This window comes from Rhodococcus sp. 06-156-4, assembly GCF_002259345.1.
GTDB classification, from domain to species: Bacteria; Actinomycetota; Actinomycetes; order Mycobacteriales; family Mycobacteriaceae; genus Rhodococcoides; species Rhodococcoides fascians_E.
Genome location: NZ_NPGB01000026.1, coordinates 116737 through 129193 on the forward strand (window position 1 = coordinate 116737; position 12457 = coordinate 129193).

Here is a 12457-nt window from a genome sequence, read left to right on the forward strand (position 1 = left end):
ACCGTGGCCCCGTGCCACGGCGGCGGACTTCAGGCCACGCTACTCGCCGACATCAGCCTCGCGGATACGGCCAGGGATTGAATCGGCACGTCTTTCCGTCCATCGGAACCACGCCCTCCGGATCGAGCCGGGCGATGTCGTCGTTGGCTGTTCCGAACGTCTGCTGCATCATCACCGGCGCCAAGCCACCGTCGGTTTCGCACGGCTGATGTTGCTGGTATCCGATGGCGTGCCCGACTTCGTGGTTGATCTGGTACTGCCGGTACGAACCGATGTCACCCTGGAACGCGATGGCCCCCCGAACCCAGCGCGGCTCGTTGAGCACGACGCGGCCGATACCGGGGTTGTAGCAGGACACTTCGAGTTGAATGTCGTACCCGCAGGCCTGCCGAATGCTCATCTGAGACGTCAGCGAGATGCGGAAATCCGGTTCACCCTGATCGATCCGTCGAAAAGCGAAGCGTTGATCGTTGGTCCAGCTCTTCGGATTGCCCAACGTCTGATCGACGAGTCGGCCGAACGACTCCTCGCCGCCGAAACCGGCCGTGTCGACACCGTCCTCGACCTCGACCGTGTAGGTGAACACCCGTTCGCTCCCCTGGCCCACCTGACCGGTCGAGCCCTGCACGACATGCCACGTCCCCGCACCCTGGACCGTGAACGAACCTCCGTCGGGCAGCTCACCGGAGGGAACGGAATCCGCGAAGTTGCCGTCCGCAGCAGGCGGAACACCGATCACACCCGTCGAATCCCCACTCGGGCTGAGGGCACCGAAACCCGGATCAGCCGGTTGATCGATACCCGACGACGCCGTCGTCGTCGGCTCACCGGTACGCACCGCATCGAAAACCACCAACGACGTCACCACCAGCAGAACCGGAACCGCATAGGCGCGCCACCCGTACACCGACGTGAACTTGCCCAGCTTGGATTGCTTCTTCGCCTGCCGAGGCGGTCGCGGCGCCCGAGTGCGAGCCGACTCGTCACGCGCCGTCGGATCCCACTGAGCCCGCAGAGGTTGGTGAGAACCCCGGCCGCCGACACCACGGGAAAAGTCCCCGTCCCGGCTCCGGCCCTCGACCGGGTGACGCCGCTCGACGCGCCGTGCGGCAGAGGCCGGACGTTGGTCGTCGTACTCGTCGTCGGCCCACGCCCTCCCGCTGCGTCGCGGCCCACCTCGGTCACTCACCTCGCCAGAATCTCACAGTCGCCGGCATACGCCGTTCGCCGCGCCGATGTTTGTACTTCAGAACAATCCCCACACCGCCGTAGTGCACGCGAAACGGGGTGAGAGCGCCGTTTCTCTGGTATTCGTCACTGCGACTGGCGCACCGCCGTCCCGACGATGCGGCGCGCTGCGGGTATCGTTGCTCCACGACCTGCGCTACGGACACCCCTTCGGCGCGGTGACGATGCGGATGGGAACTTCTTACATGACAGAACTGGCGGATCGAATGTCCTCGGACCGTTCGACCTCACAGGCGAACCGGCGCAGCGCACGGTTGCCTCGCGACGCACGCCGCGCGCAACTCCTCGCGGCTGCGAGCGAAGTGTTCGTCAGTCGCGGGTATCACGCGTCGGGAATGGACGAGATCGCCGAGTGCGCCGGCGTCAGCAAGCCGGTGCTCTACCAGCACTTCCCCGGCAAGCTCGAGCTCTACCTGGCGGTGCTGCAGAGCTACGTCGACACCCTGATCGCCGGCGTGCGTCAGGCCCTTCGTTCGACGACCGACAACCGCAAGCGCGTCCGAGCTGCCGTACTCGCGTTCTACGACTTCGTCGACACCGACACCCAGGGATTCCGGCTCGTGTTCGAGTCCGATCTGATGGGCGACCCTCAGGTCAACGCCCGGGTGGAGCAGGCGACCGAAGCGTGCGTCGACGCGGTGTTCGACCTCGTTGCACACGATTCCGGCCTCGACCCGTACCGCGCCCGCGTGCTCGCTGTCGGGCTCGTCGGAGCAAGTCAGTTCACGGCACGCTACTGGCTGGAAGCGGACCGCCCGATCTCCAAGGAAGACGCCGTCGACACCACCGTGTCGCTGGCATGGGGTGGCCTGTCCCACGTGCCGCTCCAAGCTCCTTAGAACATCGGCACTGCCGCACTCGCACACTTCCTACCCGGACACCGGAAGAGGGGCCGCGCATCGACTGCGCGGCCCCTCTTCTCGTGTGCATTCCGTGCACTTACACCGTGGCGAAACCGACCTTGCGGGCGTCGGCCGGACCGATCTCCACGTACGCGACTCGCGCCGACTGGACGAGGTACTTACGCCCCTTCTCGTCCACCAGCGACAGCACGTCCTTCTTGCCGGCGAGTGCCTCGGCAACGAGCGCCTCGACCTCCTCGGGCGACTGGGCGCTGTTCACGACGAGCTCGCGAGAGCTTTCCGACACACCGATCTTGACCTCCACGGCCAACCTCCGAACTCAGTAGAGAAACTTCAGCTGCTTCGACCAGGCTAGTGCAGCCACGCGGCGGCGGTGACGTCCGACGGTGTGCTGTCAGCGAACACCGTGGTCTCAGACCAGGCCGAGCACCCGCATGCGCTCCGCGTGCTGCTCCTGCATCCGATCGAACAGAGCGGCGACACCGTTCAGGTCACCCGATGCCGTGATCACCAGATCGGTCAGACTCTCGCGTTGCGCGAGCACGTACTGCGCCTGCGTGATCGCCTCACCGAGCAGTCTGCGCCCCCACAACATCAACCGCGCCTTGTCCTGCGAGCTGGCGGACACCCGGGTGGACACCTCGTGCACGACGAACTCCGAGTGACCCGTCTCGGCAAGCACCTCTCGTACCGTCGCCGCGACGGCCGGATCGAGAGTGTGCGCGATCTCGCGGTAGAAATCAGCGGCCAACCCGTCGCCCACGTAAGCCTTGACCAACACCTCGAGCCACGTCGACGGGTTGGTCGACGCATGGTAATCGTCCAACGCACGCACGAAAGGATCCATCGCGGAGTACACGTCGAGACCGCGATCCGACAACGCGGACACGAGGGTCTCGAAGTGGTTCATCTCGGCCGCCGCCATACTCGCCAACGCCACCCGCCCCTGCATCGACGGGGCCGACCGCGCGTCCTCGGCCAGGCGGTAGAACGCCGAGATCTCCCCGTACGCGAGCACCGCGTACAGCTCGGACACTCCCGGATGATCGAACGGAATCCGCGGCTGCGCATCGGAGGTTTCCGTGGCATCGGGAAGGGCTTCCGGGGTGGTCGGTAGGGCGTCGGCGGCGAACGATTCAGGCGAGTGGGCTCCCATGAGAATCGATCGTAGTCGCGCCCGACGCACGTGCGCGCTGTCACCGAAACGCGATGCCTCTCACGTCCCGCAAAGCTCGGAATACGGGTTTTGGGCGGTCGGCAAGCTACCATGGTGCACGGATCGACGCCCGGACCGATGACACGGACCGATTTTCCACGCGTCGAACCACACCGACAATGTGTGCGCACCTGATCCGGGTCGCTACGACTGCTTCGCCGCCTGTCGAGTACCACTACGTTCCACCGACACGGCTGAGGCTCGAGGCGAAATCACAGACCAGGATCGAGGGCATCGACTTCGGCCGGCAATAGGCCTGTGCCCTTCCTTGTGCGTACGTGTGAACACGAGGAAGGCCAGACCCCTGAGCAAGATCGTTATCGACCAAGAATCCGACACCGGCGACACCACCTTGTCCGCCCAGCTCGACGACACACACGTACCCCCGACCTTCGCGGAACTCGGCGTTCGCGAGGACATCGTCAAGTCCCTGACTGCCATCGGCATCGAGCGGACCTTCGCCATCCAGGAGTTGACCCTCCCCCTCGCCCTCGCCGGCGACGACCTCATCGGTCAGGCCAGGACCGGAATGGGCAAGACGTACGGCTTCGGCGTACCGCTCCTGCACCGCATAGCCACGACCGACTCCGGCACCGCGGCACTCGACGGAACACCCCGCGCGCTCGTCATCGTCCCCACCCGCGAACTGTGTGTTCAGGTGACCTCGGATCTGACCAATGCGTCCAAGTTCCTGAAGTCCGGCGGCAAGTCCGTCGAGATCCTGTCCATCTACGGCGGGCGTCCCTACGAGGCCCAGATCGCACAGCTGCAGAAGGGCGTCGACGTCGTCGTCGGCACCCCCGGTCGTCTCCTCGATCTCGCCAAACAGGGCCACCTCATCCTCGGCAAGATCGGCGTCCTCGTTCTCGACGAGGCCGACGAGATGCTCGACCTCGGATTCCTCCCCGACATCGAGCGCATCCTCGGCATGGTGCCCAGCGGTCCCTCGGCCGGAGGCTCCGCGCGTGGTCGCCAGACGATGCTGTTCTCGGCCACCATGCCCGGACCGATCATCACGCTCGCACGCACGTTCCTGACGCAGCCCACGCACATCCGTGCCGAGGAAGCAGAGTCCTCCGCCGTGCACGATCGCACCGCGCAGCACATCTACCGCGCGCACGCTCTCGACAAGGTCGAGATGGTGTCCAAGGTCCTCCAGGCAGAAGGCCGCGGAGCGACCATGATCTTCACCCGCACCAAGCGCACCGCGCAGAAGGTCTCCGAGGAACTCCTCGAACGCGGGTTCGCCGTGGGTGCCGTGCACGGTGACCTCGGACAGATCCAGCGCGAGAAGGCACTGAAGAAGTTCCGGACAGGCGGCATCGACGTCCTGGTCGCGACCGATGTGGCAGCGCGAGGCATCGACATCGACGACGTCACTCACGTCATCAACTACCAGTGCCCGGAGGACGAGAAGACCTACGTCCACCGCATCGGCCGCACCGGCCGCGCAGGCCGCACCGGCATCGCCGTGACCCTCGTCGACTGGGACGACATCCCTCGCTGGCAGCTGATCGACAAAGCGCTGAACCTCGGAATCCCGGACCCGGTCGAGACATACTCGAGCTCACCGCACCTCTTCGAGGAACTGGGCATCCCCGACGGCGTGACCGGCTCGATCAAGAAGGCGCCGGAGCGGACCGAACGCGCGCACACGGGCGACAACGGCGAAGTCACCGACAGCGTCGACAGTGCCGTCGATTCGGATGCAGCAGCCGAACCTTCTCGGCCACGCCGAACCCGCGCCCGCCGTCGCACCCGCGGCGGCAAGGCCGATGCAGCTACAACCAACGGCACAGCCGCAGCTGCAACCAACGGCACAGCCGCAGGCGGGGATACGTCCCCGGACAGCGCCCCGACCGAGTCGGGCACCAGCGGTGACGCCCCGTCCGGTGACGGCGCAGCACCCAAGCGTCGGCGTCGCCGCCGCCGCTCGCCCGCCTCGTCCGGACAGCCGAGCTCCACCCCCGAGTCGTCGCCCGCGTCAGCACCGGCAGCCGAGTAGCCTTCTTCTGTGCTTGCACCCGAACGTCGTCGACGCTCGGATCTCGTCGCCGCGGCAACCATTCTGGTTGTCGCGGTGCTCGCTGCCGGGGTCATCTGGTTCCGAAGCGACGCACACGGCACGACGTCCGAGACCGCGCCCACTCCACTGCCGCAGGCCACCACCGCACTCACCGTGCCCGCGTCGTTGACCGAAGTGTGGCGAGCGCAGAGCCCGCTCACGTCGACACCGGTGGTCACCGGCAGCGCTGTGGTGAGCGGTGACGACGGCGGAGTGGACGGTCTGGATCCGTCCACCGGTGAGACAGCGTGGAGCTACCGCAGGGACGTTCCGCTCTGCGCAGTGACAAGTGCATGGAACACCGCCGTCGCCGTGTTCGCCGACGACCGCGGATGCGCACAGGTCACCGAACTGGACGGGGCGACGGGATCACGCAAAGCTCAGCGATCCAGCGACGCAGATTCCGAAGTCCGTCTCAGCGACGACGGAACCTACGTCACATCCCTGGGTGACACGCGCATGGAACTCTGGCGGTCGGACCTCGTACGGACCCTCGAGTACGGACGGGTCGACGCCCCGCAGAACCCCGGCACCCAACCTCGCACCGGCTGCACCCTGCTGTCCACCGCGTCGAACAGTTCCCGCGTAGCGGTACTCGAGCAGTGCCCCGAGGAATCTGGTGCACGGCTGACCACCATGAACCCGGCACCGAAGGACGCCACCGAACCTCAGGAGTACGGCTCCAGCGTCGTCGCGTCGTTGACCAGCGCCGACGGCCCAGTGGAGGGAGCGCGCGTCCTCATCGCCTCGGGGGATCGGGTGGCGTTGTCGATCCCACCGCATTCCGGTGAACCAGCGAAGGTCGCCTTGTTCGACGGCAATGCTCAGCCTCTCACCGAATTCGATCTTCCGGACGGGACGGTGCCCGAGGTACCGGCCGATCTGTATCCGACGGTCGTCAAGGCCGCGAACGTCTTCAGTTGGTGGACCGGATCCAGCACTGTCGCACTGGATCTGAGCGATCTGTCACCGCAGTGGACCGTGCCCGGCGCGCTCGGCCCCGGCACACTGATGGCCGGACGCCTGCTGTTGCCGGTCCAGGACGGCACAGCGGTCATCGATCCGTCGACGGGTACCGCCGAAAGAACGATCCCGGTCGACCGCGGTGACTACTCCGGCCCGGTCGGACTCGCCGTCGTCGGCGACGTACTCATCGAACAACGCGGTACCGACCTGGTTGCACTCTCCGGCACGGAGGGTCAGTCCTCGGGCGAATAGGTGCGGAGCGGGGATCCGTTCTCCCAGTGCTCCAACAGGTTCCCCGCCAGGTCTCGATACGCCTGCGCACCCTTGCTCTTTCGACCCGACAACACCGTCGCCCCCGACGCCGACGCCTCCGCGAAACGCACCGTCCGAGGAATGGGCGGATCGAGAACCGGAAGGGAGTAGCGGTCGGAGACATCACCGAGAACGTCGCGGCTGTGCGTGGTGCGTGCGTCGAACAACGTGGGGAGCGCGCCGAGGAGCGACAGTTCGGAATTGGTGATCTGCTGAACTTCCGAGACCGTCCGCAGCAGCTGCCCGACGCCGCGGTGAGCAAGTGTTTCGCATTGCAGCGGCACCAGTACCGACCGGGCGGCCGTCAACCCGTTGAGTGTCAACACACCCAACGACGGCGGGCAGTCGATGATCACGACGTCGTAGTCGTCGAGAATCGGCGCCAGCGCTCGCTTCAGCGCGTATTCACGGCCCGCACGCATGAGCAACAGTGCCTCGGCGCCCGCGAGATCGATCGTTGCCGGAAGCAGGTCGATACCCTCGTCGGTCTCGAGCAGCGCCTCGGCCACCGGGGTATCCCCCGTCAGGACCTCGTGCACGGACGTCTCGAGTTTGTCCGGGTTGTGCCCGAGGGAGAACGTCAGGCACCCCTGCGGGTCGAGATCGACCACCAGAACCCGCCGGTCCAGTGCATGAAGCGCGGCCGCAAGTGAAGCCACCGTGGTGGTTTTCGCGACGCCGCCCTTTTGATTCGCTACCGCCAGTACTGTCGTCACGCCCCCGATCCTTGCCTACATCGGGGCGATCGGCCAGAGCGAGCGGGTCGTGGGCGCGTCGGGAAGGGGCCAGGAACAGTCCCGGTCCGACGCGCCCGTCACCGAAATCAGTGCAGCATAACCGGTTTGGCGCTGTCCGCACCCTCTGCCGGAGTGATCTTCTTCCGGGGCAGGAAGAACGCCGGCACGAAGGTCAGCACGATGAGCACGAGCGCGACCATGAACGTGGAGCCGAACGCTCCCGCCGAGATGTCGAGAGCCTCGACCGGAGACGTCGCCTTCGCGACGTCCTTCAACTGATTGGTCAGCACCACGGACATGACCGCCGTACCGATCGAGCCCGCCGTCTGCTGCACGATGTTCATCAACGTCGATCCTCGCGCGACGTTGTGATCGGTGAGCGTCTGCAGAGCAGCGGTCATGATCGGCATCATCGTCGCACCGAGACCCATGCCCATGACGAACAGCGCACCGAGCAGAATCACGTACGAGGTGTCGGCACCGACCTGTGTGAAGACGGCCATGCCCGCGGTGATGAACACCATGCCCGCGAGCACGATCTTGCCGGGGCCCATGCGGTCCGCGAGGGTGCCCGCGATGGGCATCGTCAACATCGCGCCGATTCCCTGGGGCGCCAGCAACAGACCTGCAGCCAGAGTCGTCTCCCCGCGGATCTGCAGGAAGTAGCTCGGGAACAGCAGACCCGCGCCCATGAACGCAACCATGAACAGGACGGTCGTCAGGACCGCCACGGTGAGCGCCCGGTTGGCGAACAACCTGAGGTCGATCAACGGATGCTCGGTGCGAAGGGCATGGAAGACGAACAGGACGATCAACACGAAACCGACGATCGCCGGCACCAGCACGCGAACAGCCCACACCGTCTCGGTCTCGGGAATCGAGGACACTCCGAACAGGAACAGTGCGAGGCCGGGAGAGAGCATCAGCATGCCGACGAAGTCGAACGATTCCGACGGCGTCGGATCGTCCTTCGGGAAGATGACGATTGCTGCGATCAGCGCGACCGCGCCGATCGGAACGTTGATCAGGAAGATCCAGTGCCAGCTCGCAGCCTCCAGCAGCCATCCGCCGAGGATCGGGCCGCTGATGGGTCCGAGAAGCATCGGCACGCCCAGCACGGCCATGACACGACCGATCCGCTCGGGACCTGCGGCCCTGGTCATGATCGTCATGCCGAGCGGCATCAGCATGCCGCCGCCCAGTCCCTGAAGCACACGGAAAGCGATGAGCGTGGTGATGTCCCACGCGAAGCTGCAGAGCACCGAGCCGAGCACGAACAGCACGAGAGCGGTGATGTACAGGCGCTTGGTACCGAACCTGTCCGCCGCCCAGCCGGTCAGCGGAATCACCGTCGCCAGCGCCAGCGTGTATCCCGTCATCGTCCAGGCGACAGTCGCGTACGTCGCGTCGAACACGTCCATGAACGTGGGAAGCGCGACGCTCACCACGGTGACGTCGAGAATGGACATGATGGCGCCGAGAACGACGACACCCGCGATCTTGAGGACGGCGGAGTCGAGCTTGTCCGGCTTCACCGGATTCGGACTTACCCCTGGCTGCGTCATGGTCGATCGTCCTTCGTGTCTCGGTGAGCAGGAACACTGCCCACCATCTGCCTGAACACGCACGACAACGTGCGCGGTGTGTCCGTTCCGTCGGTGGACCATCCGTCCCCGAGAAGTTCGATGCATCCCCGGGCAGCCCCCATGCGCGAGCAACCGAGTGCGTCGCGCGACCGGAACAGTATCCACCGACGGCCCGTCCGACTCAATCCGTTTTGTACGGGTAACCACCTGCAGGCCTGTGACACCCGACACGGCATCATTGCTTCCATGAGCGCCACCCCCACCTCGACCCCTGATTCCGGGTCCACTGCTTCCGGACGTGTAGTTCTGTTGCGCCACGGCCAGACCGAATGGGCCACCTCGGGACGGCACACCGGCACGACGGACGTTCCACTGACCGACGTCGGAGAACGCCAAGCGGCCGCGGCAGGCGAACTCGTCGGCGAGCTCGGCCTGCGTGACCCGTTGATCGTCAGCAGTCCACGAACACGGGCGCTGCGGACCGCGCAGCTCGCGGGGCTGACCGTCGAACGGGAGTGGGACGCACTGTCCGAGTGGGACTACGGAGACTACGAAGGAAAGACCTCCGCCGAGATCCAACGGACGGTGCCGCACTGGACCGTGTGGACCCATCCGTGTCCGGGTGGCGAGTCCGTCGAGCAGGTCGGCGCACGCGCGGACCTGGTGCTGTCGGTGATTCTTCCGGCCCTGGGCGAACGCGACGTGGTCCTCGTCGGACACGGACATTTCTCGAGGGCTCTGCTGACTCGCTGGCTGGAACTGCCGGTCTCCGAGGGCAAGAGGTTCGCCCTCTCCCCTGCCGCGTATTCGGTCCTCGGGTTCGAGCACTCGTTCCGGCAGGTCGTGGTGCACAACATCCATCCGTCGGTTCGGACCGGAGTTGCATCGTGATTCGGCGGGCCACCGACCGAGACGTCGACGCCATCACCGGCCTGATCCACGAACTGGCCGAGTACGAGAAGCTGCGGGAGCAGTGCACCGTGCGTCCGGATCAGATCCGCTCGGCCCTGTTCGGTGCCGATCCGTCGGTGTTCGCACACGTCGCTGACGTCGACGGTCAGGTCGTCGGGTTCGCGATGTGGTTCCTCAGTTTCTCGACGTGGGACGGCGTGAACGGCATCTACCTCGAAGACCTGTACGTGCAGCCGGAGCTCAGGGGGTCGGGAATCGGATCCGACCTGCTCGCTGCACTCGCTGCCGAGTGCGTGACGCACGGGTACACCAGACTCGGCTGGTCTGTGCTGGATTGGAACACGCCGTCGATCGGCTTCTACGAATCTCTCGGAGCGGTGGCACAGAGCGAATGGACAGCGTTCCGCCTCGGAGGCGAACCACTCAGGGCACTCGCAGCGCGCGCATCCGCCCGCAGCTAGAGCGTCTCGTCGTCGGCATCGACGTACTGCGCTGCCATCCACCTCGACGACGGCGGGCTGAACAGCAGCGCGAGTATCGCCAGGGCGCCCGCACCGAGCAGCACACCGTACAGGGGCTGGTGAGAATCGGTCAGCAAGGACCACACGACCGGCAACAGCAACAGTTGAACGACGAGGGCGATTGCCCGTCCCCACCGCTGACCGAGAATGAGAGCGACTCCCGCCGTGCCGACGGCAACGCCGATCACCGCGAACCAACCAGCCGTTCCGTACCCGTTCGCAACCTGGTCCTCCACGCCGTTCATCGCGCGAACGAGAAGGATTACCGCTGCGACGAGGGCAACCGCTCCTTCCACCGCGACGAGAACTCCTGCGGCCCTGAACGCAGGTGGAGGCACCGAGGGCAGGGATGGCGTGGACACCGGTAAAGCCTAGAACACCGATCCTGCCCGACAGGGTTCTGTCCCGACGGCACCCCGTGACCGATACCGGCGCGACACCGATACCGGACCGACGCCGAGAACCGGATAGGCTGACGCCCCGTGCGCGCGCTGCTGATCGTGAACCCGAATGCAACGTCGACCACGCCGGCGGCCCGCGACCTTCTGGCCCACGCGCTGTCGAGTCGGGTGCGCGTCACCACGGCACACACGACCCACCGCGATCATGCTGCGGAACTGGCACGCCAGGCCCGCGAGGACGGTGTCGGTCTGGTCATCGTCCACGGTGGAGACGGCACCGTGAACGAGGTGATCAACGGGCTGCTCGGGGTCCCACTGCCCACATCGATGCGCGCCGTCACGATCGGTCCCATCCCGGCTCTGGCCGTGGTCCCCGGCGGAAGCGCCAACGTCTTCGCACGCTCACTCGGAATCCACGCCGACCCGGTTGCCGCCACCAATCAGCTGATCGACCTTCTTGCCGCGCGATCGCGCCGCACCATCGGTCTCGGCCACTGCGACAACAGGTGGTTCACGTTCAACGCCGGTCTGGGTCTCGACGCCGACGTGTGCCAGGCGATCGACGCGGGCCGAAAGGACGGCGGACCCGTCTCCGCGACTCGGTACGTTCGCGCCGCTGTCAGCGCCTTCTTTCGCAACAAACGACGTGATCCGAAACTCACCGTCGAAATTCCAGATCACGATCCGGTAACGGGCGTGCATTACGCTTTCGTTTCCAACTCGAGTCCGTGGACCTATCTGAACGAGCGTCCGGTGCACACCAATCCGGGCACCTCGTTCGACACCGGACTCGGACTCTTCGCGATGCGGACGACGCGCGTCCTGCCGAGCCTGAACGTATCGCGCCAACTCCTGTCGGCAGGCGCGGAACCCAAGTCACGCAAGCTCTTTCGAGTCGACGACGTTCCACGCATCAAGATCACGTCCAGCGAACCCATCGGGTTGCAAATGGACGGAGACTTCCTCGGATTGCGCACCGAGGCCGAATTTCACTCGACACCGTCGGCGCTCGAGGTCATCGCGGAGAACAGGTCCTGATACTGCCCGAATGGGTAGTTTTCAACCGGTTTTCGACGCGCCGAGACCGGGGCCCGTGGGCAGCGTCATAGCGTTTTTGCTGGGAAAACCTCTGCACATTGCCCCTCGAGCGGGTACAAAGGAGCGCAGGAGGCTTAAGGCAGCCTAACAGAGTGAGCTTGACCACGGACGCGCGGCTATCTCTTGACTTCCCCTAAGTTCGTGAAAGCATTCACAAGCAACAGTGCGGAAACATTGGATACGCACGAGTGAACATCAGTCGAAAACGCAACGACACAGATCGCGGTAACAACAATCAACACGGCGCTGCGGCGCCCGGTAAGGAGCAGAGGATGGACTGGCGCCACAAGGCAATCTGTCGCGACGAAGATCCGGAACTATTTTTCCCCGTGGGAAACAGTGGCCCGGCACTCGCGCAGATCGCCGATGCCAAGGTCGTCTGCACGCGGTGCCCTGTCACCGCTGAGTGCCTGTCCTGGGCACTCGAGTCCGGCCAGGATGCCGGCGTGTGGGGCGGTATGAGCGAAGACGAGCGTCGCGCGCTGAAGCGTCGCAATGCACGTACGCGGGCTCGTAGCTCCGTATAACTCCC

The 12457-nt window shown here is 65.5% G+C and carries 13 protein-coding genes; 7 read left to right on the top strand and 6 right to left on the bottom strand.

Going from position 1 to position 12457, the window contains the following annotated elements:
* Positions 1-52: 52 nt before the first annotated feature.
* Entirely contained in the window at positions 53-1189 is a 1137-nt protein-coding gene (locus CH290_RS18040; RefSeq protein ID WP_019666085.1) for a DUF3152 domain-containing protein, read from the bottom strand.
* A gap of 244 nt (positions 1190-1433) precedes the next feature.
* On the opposite strand from CH290_RS18040, the gene fasR reads away from it, so the two are divergent.
* Positions 1434-2087: an HTH-type transcriptional activator FasR gene (gene fasR, locus CH290_RS18045; RefSeq protein WP_019666086.1), complete on the top strand. Its 654-nt coding sequence runs from the start codon at positions 1434-1436 to the stop codon at positions 2085-2087.
* 100 nt (positions 2088-2187) lie between these two features.
* Here fasR and CH290_RS18050 read toward each other — a convergent pair whose 3' ends face one another.
* Positions 2188-2415: a DUF3107 domain-containing protein gene (locus CH290_RS18050; RefSeq protein ID WP_026347943.1), complete on the bottom strand. Its 228-nt coding sequence runs from the start codon at positions 2413-2415 to the stop codon at positions 2188-2190.
* 108 nt (positions 2416-2523) lie between these two features.
* Entirely contained in the window at positions 2524-3267 is a 744-nt protein-coding gene (locus CH290_RS18055) for a ferritin-like fold-containing protein (RefSeq protein WP_033190541.1), read from the bottom strand.
* 340 nt (positions 3268-3607) lie between these two features.
* Here CH290_RS18055 and CH290_RS18060 point away from each other — a divergent pair, with 340 nt between their 5' ends.
* Positions 3608-5332, top strand: a complete 1725-nt coding sequence (locus CH290_RS18060) for a DEAD/DEAH box helicase (RefSeq protein WP_196250063.1) — start codon at positions 3608-3610, stop codon at positions 5330-5332.
* A gap of 9 nt (positions 5333-5341) precedes the next feature.
* Positions 5342-6610 (top strand): Rv3212 family protein, encoded by a 1269-nt coding sequence (locus tag CH290_RS18065; RefSeq protein ID WP_019666091.1) that lies wholly within the window; start codon positions 5342-5344, stop codon positions 6608-6610.
* Here the strand turns inward: CH290_RS18065 and CH290_RS18070 are convergent.
* Together CH290_RS18070 and CH290_RS18075 are read right to left on the bottom strand one after the other, a co-directional pair.
* Entirely contained in the window at positions 6592-7386 is a 795-nt protein-coding gene (locus CH290_RS18070; RefSeq protein ID WP_020112107.1) for a ParA family protein, read from the bottom strand. The genes CH290_RS18065 and CH290_RS18070 overlap by 19 nt on opposite strands.
* Before the next feature lie 107 nt (positions 7387-7493).
* On the bottom strand, positions 7494-8972 hold the full coding sequence (locus CH290_RS18075) for a DHA2 family efflux MFS transporter permease subunit (protein ID WP_026347944.1): 1479 nt from the start codon (positions 8970-8972) through the stop codon (positions 7494-7496).
* A 267-nt stretch (positions 8973-9239) separates the two neighbouring features.
* On the opposite strand from CH290_RS18075, the gene CH290_RS18080 reads away from it, so the two are divergent.
* Positions 9240-9884: an acid phosphatase gene (locus CH290_RS18080; protein ID WP_170947474.1), complete on the top strand. Its 645-nt coding sequence runs from the start codon at positions 9240-9242 to the stop codon at positions 9882-9884.
* Positions 9881-10366, top strand: coding sequence for a GNAT family N-acetyltransferase (locus CH290_RS18085; RefSeq protein ID WP_019666096.1), 486 nt, complete (start codon positions 9881-9883; stop codon positions 10364-10366). Before CH290_RS18080 ends, CH290_RS18085 begins: the two co-directional genes overlap by 4 nt.
* Here CH290_RS18085 and CH290_RS18090 read toward each other — a convergent pair.
* Positions 10363-10788 carry a hypothetical protein gene (locus CH290_RS18090; RefSeq protein ID WP_019666097.1) on the bottom strand — a complete coding sequence of 142 codons (426 nt, stop codon included), beginning with the start codon at positions 10786-10788 and terminating at the stop codon, positions 10363-10365. The two genes, CH290_RS18085 and CH290_RS18090, sit on opposite strands and share 4 nt — an antisense overlap.
* 120 nt (positions 10789-10908) lie before the next feature.
* Between CH290_RS18090 and CH290_RS18095 the strand changes: the two genes are divergently transcribed.
* Entirely contained in the window at positions 10909-11865 is a 957-nt protein-coding gene (locus CH290_RS18095) for a diacylglycerol/lipid kinase family protein (protein WP_019666098.1), read from the top strand.
* A gap of 332 nt (positions 11866-12197) precedes the next feature.
* Positions 12198-12452, top strand: coding sequence for a WhiB family transcriptional regulator (locus CH290_RS18100; protein ID WP_026347946.1), 255 nt, complete (start codon positions 12198-12200; stop codon positions 12450-12452).
* Positions 12453-12457: the final 5 nt, after the last annotated feature.